The sequence below is a fragment of the Paenibacillus ginsengihumi DSM 21568 genome (assembly GCF_000380965.1).
Taxonomy (GTDB): domain Bacteria; phylum Bacillota; class Bacilli; order Paenibacillales; family NBRC-103111; genus Paenibacillus_G; species Paenibacillus_G ginsengihumi.
Genome location: NZ_KB905615.1, coordinates 1 through 20,901 on the forward strand (window position 1 = coordinate 1; position 20,901 = coordinate 20,901).

Annotated in this window: 19 protein-coding genes; 9 read left to right on the forward strand and 10 right to left on the reverse strand. The window is 58.7% G+C overall.

Annotation, left to right across the window (positions count from 1 at the left end; genetic code table 11):
• On the forward strand, positions 1-237 hold a 237-nt coding region (locus F591_RS32430; protein ID WP_211217619.1), incomplete at its 5' end, for a hypothetical protein.
• A gap of 285 nt (positions 238-522) precedes the next feature.
• Here the strand turns inward: F591_RS32430 and F591_RS0122815 are convergent.
• Positions 523-2,544: a Na+/H+ antiporter gene (locus tag F591_RS0122815; RefSeq protein WP_019536923.1), complete on the reverse strand. Its 2,022-nt coding sequence runs from the start codon at positions 2,542-2,544 to the stop codon at positions 523-525.
• A gap of 355 nt (positions 2,545-2,899) precedes the next feature.
• On the opposite strand from F591_RS0122815, the gene F591_RS0122820 reads away from it, so the two are divergent.
• From F591_RS0122820 to F591_RS0122830, 3 genes are all read left to right on the forward strand, one after another.
• On the forward strand, positions 2,900-4,375 hold the full coding sequence (locus F591_RS0122820) for a protein adenylyltransferase SelO (protein ID WP_019536924.1): 1,476 nt from the start codon (positions 2,900-2,902) through the stop codon (positions 4,373-4,375).
• 877 nt (positions 4,376-5,252) lie between these two features.
• A complete protein-coding gene (locus F591_RS32130) occupies positions 5,253-5,417 on the forward strand; it encodes a hypothetical protein (RefSeq protein ID WP_169445877.1) in 165 nt (54 codons plus the stop codon).
• Positions 5,418-5,692: 275 nt separating this feature from the next.
• Complete coding sequence (locus tag F591_RS0122830; protein WP_019536926.1) at positions 5,693-7,390, forward strand: glutamine--tRNA ligase/YqeY domain fusion protein; 1,698 nt, start codon at positions 5,693-5,695, stop codon at positions 7,388-7,390.
• 742 nt (positions 7,391-8,132) lie between these two features.
• Here F591_RS0122830 and F591_RS0122835 read toward each other — a convergent pair.
• Positions 8,133-8,441, reverse strand: a complete 309-nt coding sequence (locus tag F591_RS0122835; protein WP_026326832.1) for an ArsR/SmtB family transcription factor — start codon at positions 8,439-8,441, stop codon at positions 8,133-8,135.
• A 173-nt stretch (positions 8,442-8,614) separates the two neighbouring features.
• Here F591_RS0122835 and F591_RS0122840 point away from each other — a divergent pair, with 173 nt between their 5' ends.
• The gene (locus F591_RS0122840; protein WP_083935592.1) at positions 8,615-10,108 is read left to right on the forward strand and encodes an MFS transporter; all 1,494 of its coding nucleotides are present in this window, start codon (positions 8,615-8,617) and stop codon (positions 10,106-10,108) included.
• A gap of 56 nt (positions 10,109-10,164) precedes the next feature.
• Here the strand turns inward: F591_RS0122840 and F591_RS0122845 are convergent, their stop codons facing one another.
• Together F591_RS0122845 and F591_RS0122850 are read right to left on the reverse strand one after the other, a co-directional pair.
• A complete protein-coding gene (locus tag F591_RS0122845) occupies positions 10,165-11,763 on the reverse strand; it encodes a BCCT family transporter (RefSeq protein ID WP_019536930.1) in 1,599 nt (532 codons plus the stop codon).
• 188 nt (positions 11,764-11,951) lie between these two features.
• Positions 11,952-13,001: an LLM class flavin-dependent oxidoreductase gene (locus F591_RS0122850; protein ID WP_156829671.1), complete on the reverse strand. Its 1,050-nt coding sequence runs from the start codon at positions 12,999-13,001 to the stop codon at positions 11,952-11,954.
• Between the two features lie 119 nt (positions 13,002-13,120).
• Here F591_RS0122850 and F591_RS31715 point away from each other — a divergent pair, with 119 nt between their 5' ends.
• The 3 genes from F591_RS31715 to F591_RS28815 all read left to right on the forward strand — a co-directional run bounded on the left by F591_RS31715 (position 13,121) and on the right by F591_RS28815 (position 14,096).
• A complete protein-coding gene (locus tag F591_RS31715) occupies positions 13,121-13,264 on the forward strand; it encodes a hypothetical protein (RefSeq protein ID WP_019536932.1) in 144 nt (47 codons plus the stop codon).
• Positions 13,265-13,581: 317 nt separating this feature from the next.
• On the forward strand, positions 13,582-13,827 hold the full coding sequence (locus tag F591_RS0122865; protein ID WP_019536933.1) for a hypothetical protein: 246 nt from the start codon (positions 13,582-13,584) through the stop codon (positions 13,825-13,827).
• Between the two features lie 11 nt (positions 13,828-13,838).
• Positions 13,839-14,096 carry a hypothetical protein gene (locus F591_RS28815; protein WP_019536934.1) on the forward strand — a complete coding sequence of 86 codons (258 nt, stop codon included), beginning with the start codon at positions 13,839-13,841 and terminating at the stop codon, positions 14,094-14,096.
• 101 nt (positions 14,097-14,197) lie between these two features.
• On the opposite strand, the gene F591_RS0122875 is transcribed toward F591_RS28815, so the two are convergent.
• The 6 genes from F591_RS0122875 to F591_RS0122900 form a co-directional block, all read right to left on the reverse strand.
• Positions 14,198-14,500 (reverse strand): hypothetical protein, encoded by a 303-nt coding sequence (locus F591_RS0122875; RefSeq protein ID WP_019536935.1) that lies wholly within the window; start codon positions 14,498-14,500, stop codon positions 14,198-14,200.
• On the reverse strand, positions 14,497-14,871 hold the full coding sequence (locus F591_RS28820) for a hypothetical protein (RefSeq protein ID WP_019536936.1): 375 nt from the start codon (positions 14,869-14,871) through the stop codon (positions 14,497-14,499). The genes F591_RS0122875 and F591_RS28820 overlap by 4 nt, the downstream gene beginning before the upstream one ends.
• A gap of 5 nt (positions 14,872-14,876) precedes the next feature.
• A complete protein-coding gene (locus F591_RS0122885) occupies positions 14,877-15,080 on the reverse strand; it encodes a hypothetical protein (RefSeq protein WP_019536937.1) in 204 nt (67 codons plus the stop codon).
• 22 nt (positions 15,081-15,102) lie between these two features.
• Positions 15,103-15,531 (reverse strand): Hsp20/alpha crystallin family protein, encoded by a 429-nt coding sequence (locus F591_RS0122890; protein ID WP_019536938.1) that lies wholly within the window; start codon positions 15,529-15,531, stop codon positions 15,103-15,105.
• 167 nt (positions 15,532-15,698) lie between these two features.
• Positions 15,699-18,389 carry a phosphoenolpyruvate synthase gene (locus F591_RS0122895; RefSeq protein ID WP_245581109.1) on the reverse strand — a complete coding sequence of 897 codons (2,691 nt, stop codon included), beginning with the start codon at positions 18,387-18,389 and terminating at the stop codon, positions 15,699-15,701.
• A gap of 90 nt (positions 18,390-18,479) precedes the next feature.
• Positions 18,480-19,055, reverse strand: coding sequence for a TetR/AcrR family transcriptional regulator (locus F591_RS0122900; RefSeq protein ID WP_019536940.1), 576 nt, complete (start codon positions 19,053-19,055; stop codon positions 18,480-18,482).
• A gap of 367 nt (positions 19,056-19,422) precedes the next feature.
• On the opposite strand from F591_RS0122900, the gene F591_RS0122905 reads away from it, so the two are divergent.
• Positions 19,423-20,880 (forward strand): PTS mannitol transporter subunit IIBC, encoded by a 1,458-nt coding sequence (locus F591_RS0122905; protein ID WP_019536941.1) that lies wholly within the window; start codon positions 19,423-19,425, stop codon positions 20,878-20,880.
• Positions 20,881-20,901: the final 21 nt, after the last annotated feature.

Consider the following 20,901-nt stretch of genomic DNA (forward strand, 5'->3'; position numbering starts at 1 on the left):
CACGGTTCGTCCGTCACGCCGGGAGAATCGCTCTTAACTTTGGCTGCAACAGTCCTTGGTTTCTCACCGCAAGACGCATCTACCAAGCATTTGCTTAAACTAGCGAAATGCCGTCCAACCCCATGCAATGACCTGCAAAAAGACAGGCTTATTTGGCATGCCTACAAACAGATGATGCAGACTGAAAGGCACAAAATGATGATCCATTCGAACTCCTCTTTCCAGGTAAATCACTAAAATCATCCACAAAATACCAAACCTGTAACTTAGGCTAAATCCATGTCACGGATTCAGGTAAAGTAGGTTGGAAAAATAGAATAATAGTAGATCAAATGTAAGGGGGAGGGTTCCTTGTTCATGATTTAAAAGTCAGCGTTGCCATAGCCCCTTATGTTGTCTTTTGCCCTCTAATCTTTAAGGACGACTGTTGGATTAAATCAAATGAGCGCCGAGATGAGAATGAGGAAACAATGAATTATAGTGAGACTATATAAAATGGTGATCAAACCTTTCGTACCGCCCCTATTCCACATGCTCGTACAAAGCGACGCTCTCCATCGAGTTGATCATTCGGCGCAGCTCCCTAGCCTGCTCGCGGCTGATGCTGCCGGCTTCATACAAGCTGTGGATTTCCGCGCGCTCCGCATCCATAACCGCAATCCGCAGCTGTTCCTTCTGCGCCTCCATTTGTTCGTCAAAACGCGCCTCGGGCCGCTTCAGGCGGGCGATCATCCTCTCGTAATCGAGAATGACGGCGTAGACGTTATCGCGCTGTTCGCCGGTTTCGGCGTGCGCCTTCAAATATTGGACGGCCGCTTGCAGGGCCTGGAGCTGAACGTCCCGGCCTTGATGCAGCACGCCCAAGCGCTTGTTCTTGTCTGGCGTGCGGGAGCGTTTGCCGGAGGAACGCCGCCATTCCCGGAGCACCCTTCCGATCAGATGCGCCAAATGGGTGTGTACGTTGCGGGAGAGCGCTTCTTCCCGCAGGTCAAGCGACCGCTCGAAAGCTTCGAACATCTCCTCATCCATTCCGCCGTTTTCCATCGTCTCGCGAATGTAATTTCGTTCGGCCTTCAGGCCCAGCAGCCGAATCTCAGTCATTTGCCGCAAATGCGCCGGGCTGCCCTGAAGCCAGCCGAGCTTGAACTGCATTTTGTATTCGTCGATCAAGCGGTAGGCGGCAGCTTCGTTGTCTTCGTTCATTTCTGCTTTGATCTTCTTCAGCGCTGCCCTCCAAAGCCGCATTTTCGCCTCGTTCAGATCCAAATAGTCGCCGGCCTCTCCTTCCGCGAGCGTTCCTTTGCTGAGCAAGGGCAATAAGACGGTGGCCGCAACCAAGGTAAACAAGACGACACCGGCCGCCAGAAACAGAATCAGCGAACGCTCGGGAAAAGCCGCTCCGCTGGCGACAGCCAAAGGAATGGACAGCACGCCGGCCATCGTCAAGGCGCCCCGAACGCCTGTGAGCGTCACCAGCAAGCTTGTCCGCACACTCGGCTTTTCGGCATCCTTCGCTTTTTTGACGTGGTATTCGTAAGAGGTCGAATAAAGCGACCAGAGGAACCGTATCGCCAGAATGACGAATCCGATGGCTGCCACGTAGCCAATCGCCAGCGCGTTGCCGATATTGGGATTTTCCACCGTTGCCTGCATGGAAGACGGGATGATCAGCCCGAGCAGCAGGAAAACGATGCCGTTCAAAGTAAAGGTTACCGTCGACCACAGATTTTCCGTCAGCATCTGCTCCTCGGCCAGCATCGTTTCCGTTCGCTCTTTCACCAAAGCATGCACGATGCCCCCTACGACGACGGCGATGACGCCGGAAGCGTGCAAAAAGTCCTCGGTAACGATATAGATAACAAAAGGGGATAAAATTTGCAGCAAAGAATGCAAGGTCGCGTCATGAATGCCCTGTTTGCGCAGCGTAAACCGGACCCACGTCAAGGCCAGGCTGAGCAGCAGGCCGAGAACCGCTCCCGCGATGAACATATATGTAAAATCGAACACAGCTTCCCGCAGCGAGAAAACTCCGGTCACGACCGCCGCAACGGCATATTTGAAGGCGACCAGACCCGAAGCGTCGTTGATCAGCGATTCCCCCCGGACGAGGTTGAGCACCCGTTCCGGCAAATGAATTCGTTTGGCGATGCCGTTCACGGCGACGGGATCGGTAGGCGACAGAATGGCGGCCAGGGCGAAAGCGGCAGCAAGCGGGATTTCGGGAATGATCCAATGGATGAAGTATCCCCCGCCGATCGTGGTCAGCAGAACGAGAACGACGGCGTTGCCGAGGATCGAGCCCCGCATTTTCCATAGCTCTTCGCGAGGGAAATGCCTGCCGTCGTTGTACAGGAGCGGGGCGACAAACAGCAGCAGGAACCATTCCGTTTCGATCTCCAGATGGATGGCAGGAAACCCGAGGGCAATGAGAATTCCCAGCGCGATTTGCGTGAGCGCCGTAGGGATGGACGGGACATAATGGCTGATAATATTTGAAATCACTAGACAGACGAGCAAAAGGATAACGGTCATCAAAATGAGCATGCGTTGTCTTCCCCCCCGTATCAAGCTCCCGGAATGCAACTACTTCCCGGAATGCAACTACTATTGTTCCTGTTTATGCGAATATTTAACCGGGTTTCCAGGGAAGGACCGGCGTTTGCCTCGGCGATTTATGGTTATTGTTGTCGTAGCGGGATCATCGGAAGAGGGTCGGTGCGCTTCAAATCTGGATCATTTGGTATAATATATAAACGTAAGATATCCTTAAAGGGAGCCGCTACCTGTGAGCTATTGGCGAAGTCTGCCCTTGAATTTTTAGTACCGAAACGAAGGGGACGGCCGCTCCACACAGGATTCGTTCGTCATAGGCATCTAATTCAACCGATAAGGAGTCACGATGACACAATTACCATCAACCCTCGATACCGGGTGGAGCTTCGATAACAGCTATGCCCGGCTGCCGGAGTTCTTTTATTCCAGGCTGGGCCCGACCCCGGTGCGCGCACCGAAGCTGGTCGTGCTGAACGGCCCGCTGGCCGCTTCGCTGGGGCTAAGCGAGCAGGCGCTGCGCAGCGCCGAAGGCGCCGCCGTGCTGGCCGGCAACCGCGTACCCGAAGGGGCGGAGCCCTTGGCGCAAGCCTATGCGGGGCACCAATTCGGGCATTTCACGATGCTCGGCGACGGCCGGGCGCTCCTGCTGGGCGAGCAGATGACGCCCGCGGGCGAGCGGTTCGACATTCAGCTCAAAGGCTCGGGCGAGACGCCGTATTCCCGCCGCGGCGACGGCCGGGCGGCGCTGGGGCCAATGCTGCGCGAGTACATCATCAGCGAGGCGATGCATGCGCTGGGCATTCCGACGACACGCAGCCTCGCCGTCACGGCGACGGGCGAGACGATCCTGCGCGAGACCGAGCTGCCGGGCGCCGTGCTGACCCGCATCGCGGCCAGCCATATCCGCGTCGGCACCTTTCAGTACGCCGCTGCCGGGGGGACCGTCCAGCACTTGCGGACGCTGGCCGATTACACGCTGCAGAGGCATTATCCGGAGGCGGCCGAGGCCGACAATCGCTACCTCGCCCTGCTGCGGGAAGTGATCCGCCGACAAGCCTCGCTGATCGCCAAATGGCAGCTCGTCGGCTTTATTCACGGGGTCATGAACACCGACAACATGGCCTTGAGCGGCGAAACGATCGATTATGGCCCTTGCGCCTTCATGGACACGTACGATCCGGAGACCGTGTTCAGCTCCATCGACACGTACGGCCGCTATGCGTACGGCAACCAACCGCTGATCGCCGGCTGGAATTTGGCGCGATTCGCCGAAACGCTGCTGCCGCTGCTGCACGATGACGAGGAACAGGCGGTGCGGCTCGCTCAGGATGCGATCTCGGAGTTTAGCGGCCTGTATCAAAGGCATTGGCTTGCAGGCATGCGGGCGAAGCTGGGCCTTCACGGCGAGGATTCGCAGGACGAAGCGCTGGCGACCGATTTGCTGGACCTGATGCAGCAGCACCGGGCCGATTACACGAACACGTTCCGCCTGCTGACGTTGGGCAGGCCGGAAGAAACCGCCATGTCCGGGACGCCGGAGTTTGCGGCGTGGCTTGAGCGGTGGCATGCCCGGCTCGTCGGGGCGCAGGGCGCTGCCGAAGCTTCCCGCGAGCGGATGCGCAGCAGCAACCCTGCGGTCATTCCCCGCAATCACCGCGTCGAGGAGGCGCTGTCCGCCGCGGTGGAGGAAGGGGACCTGAGCGTGATGGAGCGGCTGCTCGCAGCGCTGGCGAACCCGTACGCATACGCCCCGGAGCAGGACGAATACGCCGCGCCGCCGGAGCCGTCCTCTTGTCCGTACCGTACTTTTTGCGGCACCTAAGGGCGGGCAAGGGCTGCGCAGGCTGTCGTCGGGAACCGCCGAGGAACCGTCGGGGAACCGTCGGGGTTCCGTGCCCGACCATGATGTCCGACCATGTGGTTGACCGTCATCATGCGGCAAACCGCGCGCTTTCACCGCATGCCCTTCCGGCTCTGTTGCGGCACTTGCAACAACTTTCCACTCGGACGACAGTTCCGGCATAAAGGGCGCGCAAAGAGGAGGGGGAGGCTGTCCTCTCTTCTTTGCTCTCTCGATTTTGGCGGGTATCTATTCTTGATAGCCGCTGGCGCGGCACCATCAGATGGTGAAAATTGGGCCGTGGGACCGGGGCTATTTGCAAGAGACTCAGCAAATGTTGTAATTTATACAACAAAAACAGGGCGATAACTGACACTCGCGGCTCAATGTTGTAGAAAGTGCAACATTTCGGGCGATATTCTTCGATTGAGAGCCCATCCCGCCCAAATTGTTGCACAAAATACAACATTCCCCTGCCTCGGGGGCGAAGAGGCCGGAAAATGTTGCATTTTTTGCAGGATTTGCTGTCTCATGTGCCGGGGGAGGGGGCGGCTAACGCGGAGCTCGAATGTAGACGTGGAGCGTCTCTTCATGCTCGCTAGTCTAGGGTGCTGGTTTGCCGGGCAGACCTTAAGCTAACGCTGGCCACAGAGCTTATTTCCCTCAAAACGGCCGGTTTGAAATTGTAACGCAAGTGAGCAGCCTTATTTGGCATTTTGGGCTACCCGATTCAGCGTTTCTGGCCAAATAGCGTTACTACGTTTCGTTACATTTTAAAAAAGGTACGATTCAGCAAAATAGCGTTTGTCACGAGCGTTAGAGATTTAAGCTTCGACGGGAGCGCGGGAAGGAACAGCACATGAAGGAGCAGCTGTTGAAAAGAACACGGCTTGGGCGGATTGTGCAGCACCATCAGAAGATGAAAATGGGCCGCGCCCCAAGCGCTATTTTCAAGATAGACGCCTATGACGAACGACTCCTTCGTCATCGGTCGTCACCTTCGGTGTTGAAAATTCGCCGATAAGCTTCGCCAAATTTTCAATATATGAAGAAGGGATTTTGCAGGGAAGCAAGAATAAACATATATTTTCAGGGAAAAATTTCGTTTTTGCCCGGCAACGGTTTATAATAACTATACATAGCAGACGCCGATGACGAACGAATCCTTCGTCATCGGCCGTCACTTCGGTTACTGACCATTGGCTGAGGATCATCGTCTAACGATCAGGATAGGCCTTGGCCAAACGATAGAGCTTTCGCGATTGGAGCATTTTAAAGGGTAGGAAAGGTTGGGGGATTATGGACACGAAAACAGAGACGAAGCTGGCGTCTTCCTCGAATTTTATCAAGACGATCATGTCCGAGGATTTGAAGTCGGGCAAGACGAAGACGATTGTGACCCGCTTTCCGCCGGAGCCGAACGGCTATTTGCACATCGGGCATGCGCGGGCGATTACGATCAACTTTGAGCTGGCGGACGAATTCGGCGGCCGGACGCATCTGCGGTTCGACGATACGAATCCGACGAAGGAAGACGTGGAATTCGTCGAAGCGATCAAGGAAGACATCCAGTGGCTAGGCTTCGATTGGGAAGGGCTCTTCTTCGCATCCGATTATTTCGAGGAGATGTACGAGCGCGCGCTGCTGCTTATCCGCAAGGGCAAAGCTTATGTGGACGAGCAGTCGCCGGAGCAAATCCGCGAGACGCGCGGCACGCTGACCGAGCCGGGCCAAGAAAGCCCGTACCGGAACCGGCCGATCGAGGAAAGCCTCGATCTGTTCCAGCGTATGCGCAGCGGCGAGTTCAAGGACGGCGAGAAGGTGCTGCGCGCCAAAATCGACATGGCGTCTCCGAACATCAATCTGCGCGATCCGGTGATTTATCGGATTTTGCATGCGACGCATCATCATACCGGGGACAAATGGTGCATCTACCCGATGTATGCGTTCGCCCATCCGCTGGAGGATGCGATCGAGGGCGTGACCCACTCGCTCTGTTCGCTCGAGTTCGAGGATCAGCGGCCGTTCTACGATTGGGTCATCCGGGAATGCGAGATGCCGAATGTGCCGCGTCAATACGAATTCGGCAAGCTGTACATTACGGGGGCGATCAGCGGCAAGCGCCACATCCGCAAGCTGATCGAGGACGGCGTGCTGGACGGCTGGGACGACCCGCGCGTTATGACGATCAGCGGCATGCGCCGCCGCGGCTTTACGCCGGAAGCGATTCGCGCGTTCATTCGCGAGACCGGCGTATCGAAGAGCAACGGCGTTGTCGATTCCCGCATGCTCGATCATTTCATCCGCGAGGACCTGAAGCTGAAGGCGCCGCGGACTATGGGGGTGCTGCGGCCGCTGAAGGTCGTCATCACGAACTATCCCGAAGGGCAAGTGGAGATGCTGGACGCCGAGATCAACGCGGAGAACCCGGAGATGGGCGTGCGGCAAATTCCGTTCTCGCGGGAAATTTATATCGAGCAGGACGATTTCATGGAAAATCCGCCGCCGAAGTACCACCGCCTGTACCCCGGCAACGAGGTGCGGCTGAAGCACGCCTATTTCATCAAGTGCGAGAACGTCGTTAAGGATGCGGACGGTCGCGTGGTCGAGATTCATTGCACGTACGACCCGGAGACGAAGAGCGGTTCCGGCTTTACGGGGCGCAAGGTGAAGGGCACGATCCATTGGGTCGAGGCGACCCGCGCGGTGCCGGCGGAATTCCGGCTGTACGAGCCGCTTGTGCTGGACGGCGAGGTGGAAGACGAGGAGGCCGATAACGGCGCAGCCGGCTCCCGCAGCATCAACCCGAACTCGCTGGAGGTGCTGCAGGGCTGGGTAGAGCCGGAGATGAGCGAAGCAAAGGCGCACGACAAGTTTCAGTTTTTCCGGCACGGCTACTTCAATGTCGATCCGAAGCATACGACGGCGGACAAGCTGGTGTTCAACCGCATCGTGCCGCTGAAAAGCTCGTTCGAGCTTCCGAAGGCCAAAGGCTGAACTTCGTTTCGGCCATATCGTAGATACATCCGGACATACCTTTGATACAGCAGATACAGCGAAAAGCCATCCCGTTTGCGGGGCGGCTTTTTCCATAGTTTAGAAAGTTTAAATCCTTAACCCGAGTTAAAGCGAGGGGGCATCTGCAAAGGAACGTCGCCCGGTACTTGCGATTCGGCGGACCCGAGCCGCCGGGCTGGCTTGCTCGCTTGCTGCCTCACGTTGCAAACCGCGCTTTGCACGGCTGCCTGCCGAGCGCATTGACGGACTGGCGCGGGAATACCGGTACCTAGTACGCTCGCTGCCGGTGTTCCGTCGCCAGGAGCGTCTGATCTGCCTCACGTTTTGCCGGGCTGCCGGGCGACCCCCAGGCTAACGCTAGCCACAGAGCTTATTTCACTCGAAACGCACGATTTGAAATTGTAACGCAAGCGAGCAGCCTATTTCGCATGTTTGGCTACCAGAATGGACATTTTCGACAAAATAGCGCTGCCAGCCTGCGTAACATTTTGAAAAGGGTACGATTCAGCTAAATAGCGCTTGTCAGTTGCGTGAGAGAGGAGATTGTAACTCATGGCTCGCTTGCAGCCCCCGGTTTATCGTAGTTTGCAGCCAATCAACCCCAGATTGTTGCACCAAATGCAACATTGCCCTTCCTCTGGTGCGGAGGATACGGAAAATGTTGCATTTTTTGCAGGATTCGTCGCTCATGTGCCGCTATGAACTGACAAGGACCGGGCGTTTAGAGCGGCTCCGACGCCTGCAGCACAGCTTCCAACAGTCCGGGGAAGCGGGCGTGAAGATCGTCGCGGCGCAGCGAGATGAGGCGCTGATTCCCCTCGATCCTTGTGCTGGTGACGCCGGCCTCCCGCAATACCTTAAAGTGATGGGAAAGCGTCGATTTCGGAAGCGGAAGATCGACGCTTCCGCACGCTTGTTCTCCTTGGCGCGCAAGTTCCCGGACGATGTGCAGCCGAATCTGATCGCTAAGCGCATACAGCACGGCAGATAAACGGATCTCGTGTCGATTGGGGTGAAACAAGGCTCTCACGTCGTTCACCTACCTCCCGAATGAATAACCATTCCTAGGTTGCATTATAGCATACGCCATGATATATTTCTATTGTTCGATAATTATCGAATTATAGAAATTGTTTTTGCTCCTCCGCTTTGTTGCATGTTGAGATGTTCGGAGGAGGATTCAACCAAGGAGGTTCCCCTGACATGAGTAACGAATCGACGGTCTCCAAGGCTCCGGATCAATCGGCTTCTGCTTCCGCAACCGCAACCGTCGCTGCAACCGCAATTACAACCGCAACTACAACGGCAACTACAACCGCAACTGCAACTGCAACTGCAACCACCTCTGCCTCCGCATCTGCCGCTGGGGCGTTCAAGGAAGGCCCGATCGTTCTGCTGCTCAGCTTCACGGTCGTTCTGGTGGTCATGAACACCATGATGTTCAATCTGGCTCTGCCTGAAATTACAAAGGAATTTCAACTGTCGTCGGTCGCGGCTTCGTGGATCGTCTCCGGGTACTCGATCGTGTTCGCGATTTCTTCCATCACTTATTCGCGGTTATCCGATTTTATTCCCATACGGCGGCTGTTGATCATCGGGCTTCTTTCGCTTGGCCTGGCTTCGGTGCTCGGGTTTTTCAGCCATCACTACGTGCCGCTGCTGATCGCCCGGCTCATTCAAGCTTCCGGGGCGGCCTCGGTGCCCGCGCTGGGCGTCGTGCTGGTCACCCGATACGTTCCGCTATCGAGCCGGGGCAAAGCGATGGCCAAGATCATGTCCGCCGCTTCGCTCGGACTCGGACTCGGTCCCGTCATCGGGGGGGCGATCACGCAATATCTCGGCTGGAACGACTTGTTTATCGTCACTGGCTTGACGCTGCTGTTTGTGCCCATATTCTTTCGCCTGCTGCCGAAGGAGCGGCCGCAGCAAGGCTCCTTCGATATTGCCGGAGCGATGTTGATCGGCGTCGGCACGACGGGAATTCTGATGTTCTTGACCCGCGGCTCCTGGATCGTGCTTGCGGCCGGACTGCTCAGCCTGATCCTGTTCTGGGTACGCATTCGCCGCGCCGCCTACCCGTTCGTGCAGCCGGCGCTGCTTGGCAACAAGTCCTACATGAGCTTGAACGCGCTCGGCATTACGGCGTATATGTGCAGCTTCATGACGTTGTTTCTGCTTCCGCAGCTGCTGTCTCATCAGTTTCACTTGATGCCGGGACAGTCCGGCCTGATCCTGTTCCCCGGAGCGATACTGACGATGCTGGCGTCGAACCGGATCGGGCGAATGATCGACCGCTACGGCAACGGCCTGCTCATTCGCTATGCTCCGTGGTTTCTCATGGCGGCCGCCGCTGCGCTCGCCTTGACGGCTACGCACTGGATCTATGCCATTGCCGCCTGCTACATTCTGCTCAGCCTCAGCTTCTCGGCGCTGACGACGAGCGTATCGAACGAAATATCGCGCATCGTGCCCAAGGAGCAGATCGGAGCAGGCATGGGCCTGTTTCAGCTGCTGCAATTTTTCAGCGGCGCGTTCAGCGTAGCCGTAGCCAGCGCGTCGATCGCGCTGCAGCACAAACTTCCGCTCGACGCGGCGTATGCCAATGTTTTTTGGGGCATGACCGCTGTCGGCGGCGTAGCCGTCGTCTGCTCGCTGCTGTATCTCCTGCAAAGGCGCAATCAAGCGCAGGCGGCGTAACCGCCCTCCCCGCAAGGAACCGGCTGCCGCCGCAGGCGGAGAACCGGCGGGCGCCGCTACTTCGGGTCCTTGCCGGTCCGCGCTTTGGCGGTCTCTCGTCCGCCCCTGCGCTCCAGCTTCTTGACGGCCTCCTCCAGACGGAGGAACCGGCGCACGTCGGCCTTGCGGATCGGCAGCGGCTCCTTGCGGAGCAGCTTCACGACGGCGGCGATCAGCAGCAGGAGCAGCACCGTGAACGGCAGAGCCGCTACGAGCGAGGCCGTCTGCAGCGCCTCCAGTCCGCCCGCATACAATAATACCCCGGCGATGGCGGACATCAGCACGCCCCAGATCACCTTGGCCGACAGCGGCGGATTCAGGCTGCCGCCTGTCGTCATGCTGGCCAGGATGAACGTCGCGGAGTCAGCCGATGTCACCAGGAAGGTCAAAATCAGCAGGATGGAAAGCGCCGACATGATTCCGGATAACGGAAGCTGCTGGAACAATTGGAACAGCGCGGACGTCAGGTCGGCGTGCACGGCGCCGGCGATTCCGGTCTGGCGATGCAGATCGTACCACAGGGCCGTGCCGCCAAAGGCCGCGATCCATACGCAAGCAATCGCCGGCGGAATGAACATAACCCCCAGAATGTACTCGCGGATCGTCCTCCCCTTGGACACGCGGGCCACGAACGCCCCGACGAAAGGCGACCAGGCGATCGCCCACGCCCAATAAAAAATGGTCCAGTCGCGTATCCACGTCCCCCCTTGATAAGGCTGCAGCCGCAGACTGTAGCTGATAAAGTTCGAGATGTAGTCTCCCAGCGCCAGCGTCATCGACTCAAGGATAAAGACGGTCGGCCCTGCCGCGAATACGAACACAAGAAAGACGACAGCAAGCCCCAGGTTGAGATTGCTCAAATACTTGATGCCTTTGTACAGGCCGGTGGTAGACGACAACATATAGGCGATGAAGATGACCGCGATTATCACGAGCTGAATGCCGAACGAATTCGTGGTGCCGGCTACCGCATTGAGTCCCCCGTTCATCTGCATGATGCCGAGACCGATCGAGGTGGCCATGCCCATGACGGTGGCGATGACGGCGAACGAATCGATCGTGTTTCTAACCGCCGGCTTCTCGCCTGTGACCGGCTCCAGCGCGGTGGAAATCAGCCCGTTCTTCTGCTTGCGGAACTGCAGCAGGCCGATGACGAGTCCGGTGATGGCGAAGACCGACCATTGGCTGATGCCCCAGTGGAAAAAGGCGTAGCCCATGGCGACCCGGGCCGCATCCTCCGACAGCCCGGCAATATTGGCGAATGGCGGCGAGTAAAAATGGCTCATCGGCTCAGCCACTCCCCAGAAGACAAGCCCCGAGCCGAAGCCGGCGGAAAACAGCATGCCAATCCAGGTGAAAAAGGAAAACTCCGACCGCTCCTGATCTCCGCCCAGACGAATGCCGCCGTATTTGCTGATCGCCAGCCCGACCAGAAAGAGGATGATGACGAAGATGGCGAGCAAATAAAACCAGCCGAAATACTCCGTTGTTAAATGGAACAGCGTGCCCGATACTTCGCCGAAAGCGTCAGGAGCGAACGCCCCGAGCACGACGAGCAGCAAAATGATCGCTGCCGATACCGACATAACGACGTTCTTCCAGATTGTCCCTTGCATGACGCCACCCCTCGACAACAATTGTGTAGGTAAAGTATGCCTTCAAGGGCGGCAAATCATGCAAAGCCTGGCGGCCGCCAGATCCAGCGGGCAGAGCCTCGGCAGGGGCCCCTTCGGCACGGGACTTGCGCCTGTTCGGTCAGCCGGTCAGGAGAAGGGGGAGCCATAGCCCGGGCAAGCGGCTCCGCTTACTGCTGCCCGGCGAGCCGGGCCAGCTCCTTGCGGACGATCGGGGCGACCCGGGTGCCCAGCAGCTCGATGGCCCGCAGCACTTCGCGATGAGGCATCGTGCCCACGTTCACGTGCAGGAAGAAGCGGGTTACGCCCAGATGCTTGCGCAGCAGCAGAATCTTCTCGGCCACATATTCCGGATCGCCGACATAGAGAGCTCCGCGCAGGCTGCGCGCCGCATCGTAGGCCGCGCGGTCGTATGGCGGCCAGCCGCGCTCCCGCCCGATGACGTTCATCTGCGCTTGCGTCGGCGGGAAGAAGAGCTCGGCCGCCTCCTCTGTCGTATCGGCGACGAAGCCGTGCGAATGCGTCGCAATCTGTAGCTTGGCCGGATCGTGGCCGGCCCGCTTCGCTGCTTCCTTGTATAGCTCAACCAGCGGGGCGAACCGCTCCGGCATGCCGCCGATGATCGCGAAGGCGATGGGGAGGCCGAGCATGCCCGCCCGCACCGCCGACTGCGGATTGCCGCCGCTGGCGATCCAGACCGGCAGCGGATCTTGAACGGAGCGGGGATATACCCCGAGATTGTGAATCGCCGGCCGATGCCGCCCCTGCCAGGTCACCTTCTCCGAGGCGCGAATCTTCAGCAGCAGCTCCAGCTTTTCTTCAAACAGCTCGTCGTAATTGTCCAGGCTGTAGCCGAACAGCGGGAACGACTCGATGAACGAGCCGCGGCCCGCCATAATCTCCGCCCGGCCGTTCGAGAGGCCGTCCAGCGTGGAGAACGCCTGATAGACGCGCACCGGATCGTCCGAGGACAGCACCGTGACGGCGCTGGTCAGCCGGATGCGCTTGGTCATGGCGGCTGCGGCGGCCAGGACGACCGCGGGCGCCGAGGCGGCATAGTCAGCCCGGTGATGCTCGCCGATGCCGTATACGTCGAGCCCGGCCTGGTCGGCGACGACGATCTCCTCCACGGCGTTGCGCAGCCGCTCGGCATGGCTGATCGCCTTGCCGGTGACCGGGTCAGCCGTCGCTTCCAAGAAAGTGCTGATCCCGATTTCCATATCGTTTGCACGCTCGGTCAATAGAATAACCCCCTTGTCCTAAATAACTCACTTTTTTAGTGTACCTTAAATTTAGTAAGTATTCAAGCAGAGGCCAGCTTCGGGAGCTGCTCTGGCCTTTGATTTTGCAGGCAAAAAGCTTCCCCGGGCTGCAGCGGGAATGCTTCCTGCTCGCTGCGCAGCGCGCCTTTGCCCGGGATCGCGAAGCAGACCGGCTCGCCGGGGAGCCTGGTTTCGGCGAACGTGGTTCGCTCAGCGGTTGATGACGGTCAGCAGCTGCTCGGCGGGCGTGCGCGGCTGTGCGGGCGGAATGACCGCCGGGTAGCCGGTATGAAGCACCCCGGCGATGTTCTCCCCGGTTTCGACGCCGACCGCTTGGCGGGAGCGACGTCTAGCGGCCCCAGGATCAGCGCGGCCGGCGCATGATGTACATATCGGATTTTATCCGATGGGCATACCGATTGGTAGCATCAGCCATAGATGCACCGCTCTCCGGCACCTTTCCGGCATGGGCGAATATAATGCATTGGTGAAGCAAGGAGCTCGAAATCAAGAATTGTGTTGACAAGGAGGATGCCGCATGCCGTTCGCCATCATTTTCAATCAGATCGCAGTCAATACGCAGAGCAACAATTCGGCGATTTCGACCGGACAGAACAACCTGCAGGGATGGACGATTCAAGGAAAGAGCAATCTGGCTGCAGGACAGCAAAACGGCTTGTCGGCGGTAGCCGGCAACTTGAATGTCATCGTAGACAACGACTTCATCGATGTGCCGTTGAACGCTTCCGAATTGAACAATCCCTCGCCTAACGTTCAGGCTTGAGGAAGGCATCCATGAATATTGTATTTGACTCGATCCGGATCAGTAGCGTCAGCGGCAATGCCGGGGTATTCGTAGGCTCGAACCTGCAATTGAACTGGCAGGCGCAGACGAAACAAAACAGCGCGCAGGGGACGGTCATCGGGGAGATGAATCTGCTGTCGCACAATATCAATGTGATCTACGATAACGATCAGATCGATATGCCGATTCGCAACGGTGCCGGTCAAGGCGATGAAGAAGGGGCGAAAGAGGGGAAAGGGACGGATTAGTCCCTTTGTTTAACGGTTGCAGAAAGTTTCACTTCGCTAAAGGATTAAAGCGAGGCGCGACTTTCTGTACCAAGAAAAACGACCGCTAGACCACCGCCCGTTCATCCTTGAATGGGCGTCGATGACGTATTTCTTATTTTCTCAGCGATTTGCTGCTGAATCCATTCGGGGATTTCCGCTTCGTCCCGGTTAATGAGCAGATCCATGAACGCGGCGTCGTTCAGCAGGGAGCGCAGTCCCTCGATGTGATTGCCGTCCCCGCTGATGCTGCCGAGCCCTTGGCTTTGCTTTTTGTAGCTTTCGAATCCCGAGGGGGCGTTGTTGCCGAAATTGACGCAGGAGGCCCCTTCGACGGTGCCTATGCGAATCGTGCCGATAAAAAAATTCGGGGATAGCACGGTCATGGCTCCTCCTTCGCTGGAAAGGATATGGAGTATCCTTTGCCTGTTTGGGTCACGGCGCTTTTTCCGGGCCGGATTCGCTCTTCCTTGGCCGCGGCGCTCTTCTTCTTATCTCCGATATTGACGCCGAAATTGTTGCCGATATTCAATGCTCCGCTCAACTGCTCGATATCGAGCTGATCGAGCCGGAACGATAGTTGATCCAGCGTCGGCTGATGAATATCCACTTTATCGATGTGAAAATGAACCTCGATGCTCTGTTCCTTCGTGCGCTGCAGGCGGGCGATCGCTGCCTTGAGGTCGTCCAGCTGCTGCTGCAGCGATTGAGCGGAAGGGGCAGCAGGCTTCCGTTTCGGTTGTCGGCGCCAAAACAAACGAATCACTCGGCTTTCAAAGGTTCGCGATAGTTCCGGACCGTATGGGCGTTGCCAATAATGACGTTGCTGTCGCCGATGACGCTGCCGTTCCCTTCGCTTTTTCGCACTATCGATGAGAAGTTCCGCTGCAGGTTGTCCCCGGAGAAGACGGCGGAAGCGTCTTTGAGCTGGTCGATCTGGACATGCTGGAACTGGATATGAACCACTTTGGTCACCTCCAAAAGCTGTTTATTCGAAATTCACATGAATTTGCCGGTCCATCGATATTTTCGGCAGACGGATTTCAAGCAGACCGTTGCGATATTTGGCCGACACCTGCTGGCTGGCGTATAAGAAGGGTATCGGCACCTGCCTTTCGAAGGCGCCGGTAAATCGTTCCTGGACAAGGGCTTTGCCCTTCGAATCCGTCGAATGACCGGGAATATATCCGAAAATGATCAAATGCGTTCCGTTCTGCCGGATCGTAATATCGCGAATGGACTGCAGCCCGGGCAGTTCCATGTACAGGATGCCTTCCTTCTCCGTCTCGAACAGATCCAGACTCGGCCCCTTCTTCGGGAAAAACTGGCGGAAATCGTTCCAGAAGTCTTCGCCGAGCACTTCTTCCGCGCCTTTGGGCAGTTTGGACCAATTGAAATCGCCGGCGTTGTTCTTCACAAGGACCACCTCAAAGCATGTATATGCAGCGGCCCCCGGAATTATTTAACCTCCAGCAGAGAGGGAATGTTCGAATGGCGCGCCCCGAAAACCGGCCATACATGCTTCGGCATGCCAAGAGGGCAGCAGCCTCTTGGCATGCCGGAATCCGCTCCATGGCAGCCGCGTTAGGACCGATTATCGCCGGGCGGCACGAGCACCTCCACATAGCCGCGGGTTCCGTCGAGCCGGATTCGGGCGCCGTCCGGAATCCGGCTGGTTGCCCCGTCGATGCCGACAACGGCCGGCAGCCCGTACTCGCGGGCTACAACGGCGCCGTGAGTCATCAGGCCCCCGACTTCCATGACGAGGCCGACCGCCGAATGGAACAGCGGCGTCCAGCCCGGATCGGTGAACGGGGCGATCAGGATCTCCCCCTCGCTGAGCTTCGCTTCCTCGGGGCGCAGCACGACGCGGGCGATGCCCTCCACCACGCCGGCCGAGACCGGCGTGCCGAGCAGGGCGCCCTCCGGCACATCCTGCCGCTGCCGCCGGCCGGTCAGCTGCTCGCCCTCGCTGGTCATCAGCCGCGGCGGCGTCAGCGTGCGGTACCAGGCCAGGTCGCGCTTGCGCTGCTCCAGCAGCTGCTCCAAATCGGCGGCAGGCCGGCCTTCAGCGAGCGCAAGCCATTCGTCCGGCGTGAGGTAAAAGGCGTCGCCTTCCCGCTGCAGCGTCCCCGCTTTCACCAGAGAGCGGGCCTCCTCCAGCAGCGCCTCCCGAAAATGGCCGAACTGCCGCATCATCGCATATTTCGGATGCTCGCGCAGCGCCATCCGATGGCGAAATACGTGGATGAGTCGGGACATTAGCCGCGCTTTGAGGCGGCCGAACGGCTGCCGGCGCAGCCGTTCCAGCAGCCGCTGCGCGGCCGCTTCCGCTTCCTGCGCGCCCTGCTCGAACTTGCGCCGGTGCTCGCCCGGCTTCACGCTGCGCATATGGCTGGCGACCGCCGGCAGCAGCGTGCCCGCATCCTCGCGCCAGCGCGGGCGGGTCACGTCGATCTCCCCGGGGCAGCGCATGCCGTAAAAGCGCATGAACCGCTCCCACTCCCGGGCGAACGCCTCGCCGCCTTCCGCCTCGTTCAGCCGCTCGCGGAAGCGGGCTGAATCGCCGCTGCCAATGAGCTCCGCGACCTGCGGATACGGCCTGGCGGCATCGGCCAGATCGCCGATCATGAGCCCCATTTCGCTCGTAATATTGCCCGGCAGCGACTTGTTCAGCGAATGGATCGCATCGGCTTCCCCCAGCCATCGCTTGGCCAGCGCGGCGATCAGCTTGCCAGCGACGATCCCCGGCAGCGGGTAAGGCAGCAGCTCGCGAAAGAAGGTGCGCAGCAGCGCTCCCGCCTGCTCCTGAATGCGGGCGATTCGCTCCGCCCCGGCGACGCCGGACAGCCGCTGCTCGCACTGCTTCGCCCAGGCTTCGATCTTGGCGTCGAGCGAATGAACCGCCCGGGAAGGATCGCCGAAGAGCAGGCCGCCGATCGATCGGGCCACGATAGGCCCGACGAAGGTCAGCAGCCCTCGTCTCAGCCCCGGCCTGCCCGGCAAGCGGTCGCAAGCGGCGGCTTCTTTGGTGAGGAATTCGCTCACGCCCAGGCTCATCATCTCGTCGATATTGCCGAGCAGCTGAGGGAAGCGTCTGCGGAGCAACCTCAGCTGGAACAAAGGGGTAATATCGACGTACATCCTTCCGCCGGCGGCATACGTCAGCTCGCTCTCGGAGCGGAGCGCCGGCTTGCCGAACGGGAACATCGTCCGCAGCACAGACAGCGCCGTCGGCGTCATCGCCTCTGTCATCATCTGCTGATGCCCGAACGAGAGCAGCAGATGAGGCGGCTCCCCTGGCGTCGCGGGCACTTTGGGTAGTGGATACAGCGAGGTGATCGGACGGCTCTGCACGATGAACCATTGTCCGTTCTCGCAGCACCATTCGATATCCTGCTCCGCGCCGTAATGCCGCTCGATCCGCTTGCCGAGCTCCGCCAGCTCTGCAATTTGCCCGTCCTCGAGCGCCTGCCTTTCCTGCAGCGGTGCGGGCAGCTCTTTCGTCACGGTGCCGCCTTCGGGCAGCGAATAGATCGCCGCCTTTTTCCTGGCGATCTTCTTCTCCACAATCGCTCCCGAACGAACCCGGTACAGATCGGCCGAGACGAGTCCCGACACGAGCGCCTCTCCCAGCCCGAAGCTGGTGTCGATCGAGACCGTGCCGCGGTGGCCGCTGATCGGATCGGCGGTAAACATAATGCCCGATACGTCGGGAAATACCATCTGCTGGACGACGACCGAGAGATGCACGCCGCGATGGTCGAAGCGGTGTTTGGCCCGGTACGAAATCGCCCGATCGGTAAACAGCGACGCCCAGCAGCGGCGTACGGCGTCAGGCAGCTGCTCCTCTCCGCGCACGTTCAGATACGTATCCTGCTGGCCGGCGAACGAGGCGGTCGGCAAATCCTCGGCCGTCGCGCTGGAGCGGACGGCGTACGCTTTGTTCTCGCCTAAGCGGCGCCAACTGTCCGCGATCGCTTCGCGAATGGGCCCCGGCATAGGCAGCGAGCTCATATGCTCGCGAATGGAACGGCCCAGCTCCGCGATGGCGTCCAGGTCGCCCGCCTCCATGCGCTCAAGCTGCCGGAAATAAGCGTCCATCTTGGCGCTTTGCCCGATAAAGGCGCGATACGCCTCCGTCGTCACGCAAAACCCGGGCGGAACGGGAAAGCCTGCGCGGGTCATTTCGCCCAAATTGGCGCCTTTGCCGCCGACCAGCGGCAGACTGCTCTTGTCGATCTCCCGGAAATGAAGGACAAGCTTGCTCATCATGCATTTCTCCTTATAGGATCGTGTGCACTGCCAGGCGGGATTACCGTTTCTGGAAAATACGAATATTGCGTTTTCTGGAAAATACGAATATTACGGTTCCCGGCGAATACGGATGCTCTCGATAAACAGCGTAAACAGCGTGTCGGCGATATCGGCCATCGCAACCCCGTGTCTGGCGGCAAAATCGGGACGAACGAAGTGCTGAATGCTCTCCGTCATCAGGACGGCAACGAGACGGACCGGCACCTCGCGGGCGATGCCCGCTTGCTGCGCCCGCTGAAGCAGATGCTCGATAAACGACAGCTGGCGGGCGCGAAACGATTCGACCTTCCCCCACAGCTCGGGAAGGTGCTTCTGTACATCTTCCAGAAACAGCGGGCTGAGACTGCTGATTTCCTGCTTGATGCCGCGGAACGTCTCTTCAAACAGGCGAACCGGATCGTCTTCGCGCGAGGTGATCTCGGCAACCTTGCCGGCAATGGCGTTCATCGCCCGTTCCAGCACTGCCGCGGCAATCTCTTCCTTGCCGCTGAAGAACTGATACAGCGTTTTTTTGCTCATGCCAAGCCGCGCCGCCAATTCGCTGAGCGTGACGCTGCGGTAGCCTTTGGCATTGAAGAGCTCCGCAGCCGCGTGAATAATGCGCGCCCGAGCGGCATCTTCCATGTGAATGACGACCTCCCGTCATGAAGATAGTGTAAACCAGGGAAACTACAATGATATCTCTTGGTTTCCATTGTAAGCAAAAGCGTCTCTATCGTCAAGCACCAACCGAATTTCTTGACCGTACATTTTCGCTGGAACATTTCGGCATAATAAGGATCGGCCCGACGCGGTTCGTCCTGGCCTGGCGCTTAGAGCGGCGGGCATGCGGCGGCGGCCGGCAGGACTTTATTAAATGTTGTCAACAGCGATGATGACGGAACGAACATATCATTTGATTGAGCGGACAAGGCGGCCTGCTTTAAGATGAAGGTGAAAAAACGGTGACATTTTTACTGATAACCTTTGATGAAAAAGGGGGAAAATCCACATGAACATGGCAGCATCGAAAGAAAGGCCGGCAGGAGGCGTTCGGGTTGCTGTTCAGCGGTTCGGCCGCTTTCTCAGCGGAATGGTCATGCCGAACATAGGCGCCTTCATCGCATGGGGCATTATCACCGCATTATTTATTCCGACAGGCCGGCTTCCGAATGAACATTTGGCGCAGCTGGTCGATCCGATGATCAAATATTTGCTTCCTCTGCTGATCGGTTATACCGGCGGGCAGATGATTCACGGCACCCGCGGCGGGGTCATCGGCGCCGTGACCACCATGGGCATCATCGTCGGCTCGGAAATTCCGATGTTTTTGGGAGCGATGATCCTCGGCCCCGCATCCGCCTGGGTTTTGAAAAAGTTCGACCAAGCGGTGGAAGGAAAGATTCGTTCCGGCTTCGAAATGCTGGTGAACAATTTTTCGTCGGGGATTATCGGGGGCGTGCTGGCCATCTTAGCTTACACGGCCATCGGACCGGTCGTTCAGGCGATCAGCCAGGCGTTGGCCGCCGGCGTCGGGTTCCTGATCAACACAGGCCTGCTGCCGCTGGCGAACCTGCTTATCGAGCCGGGCAAGGTGCTGTTTCTCAATAATGCCATCAACCACGGCGTGCTTGGTCCGATCGCGCTCGACCAGACGTCGCAGACCGGCCAATCGATCATTTTCATGCTGGAATCGAACCCGGGACCCGGACTCGGCATCCTGCTCGCATATTGGCTGGCGGGACGGGGAACGGCGAAGCAATCGGCGCCCGGCGCGGCGGTCATTCATTTCTTCGGCGGGATTCATGAGATTTACTTCCCTTATATTTTGATGAATCCCCGGCTGATTCTGGCGGCGATGGCCGGCGGCGTGGCCGGCACGTTCACCTTTGCCCTGCTTAATGCCGGACTGGTCGCAACGCCTTCGCCGGGAAGCATCTTCGCTTATATTGCGATGGCGCCCAAAGGCGGCCTGCTGCCGGTGTTGTCCGGGGTTGTGGCCGCGACGGTCGTATCCTTCCTTATCTCGGCCGTGCTGCTTAAGACGAGCCGAAAGCAGGAAGAGGATCTGGAGCAGGCCGAAGCGAGAATGAAGCAGATGAAGCAGGCCGGCAGGAGCGAGCCTGCGGCGGCTCCGGCAGCAGCGGCTTCGGTGGCATCGGTGACATCGGCGGCATCGGCCGTAAAGGAAGCGGCAGCCGTGAACAAAATCGTCTTCTCGTGCGACGCCGGCATGGGCTCGAGCGCGATGGGCGCGTCGATTTTGCGCAAGAAGATGAAGGAAGCCGGAGTGAACGTTACCGTCGTCAATACCGCGATCAACGATATTCCCGGCGATGCCGATATCGTCATTACGCACAAGTCGCTGACCGACCGCGCGAGAGCGAAGGCGCCGGACGCCGAGCATATCTCGATCGACAATTTCCTGAAAAGCCCGGAGTATGACGAGCTTGTCAAACGATTGAGCTGACGAGCCGGCGCGCCAAACCAA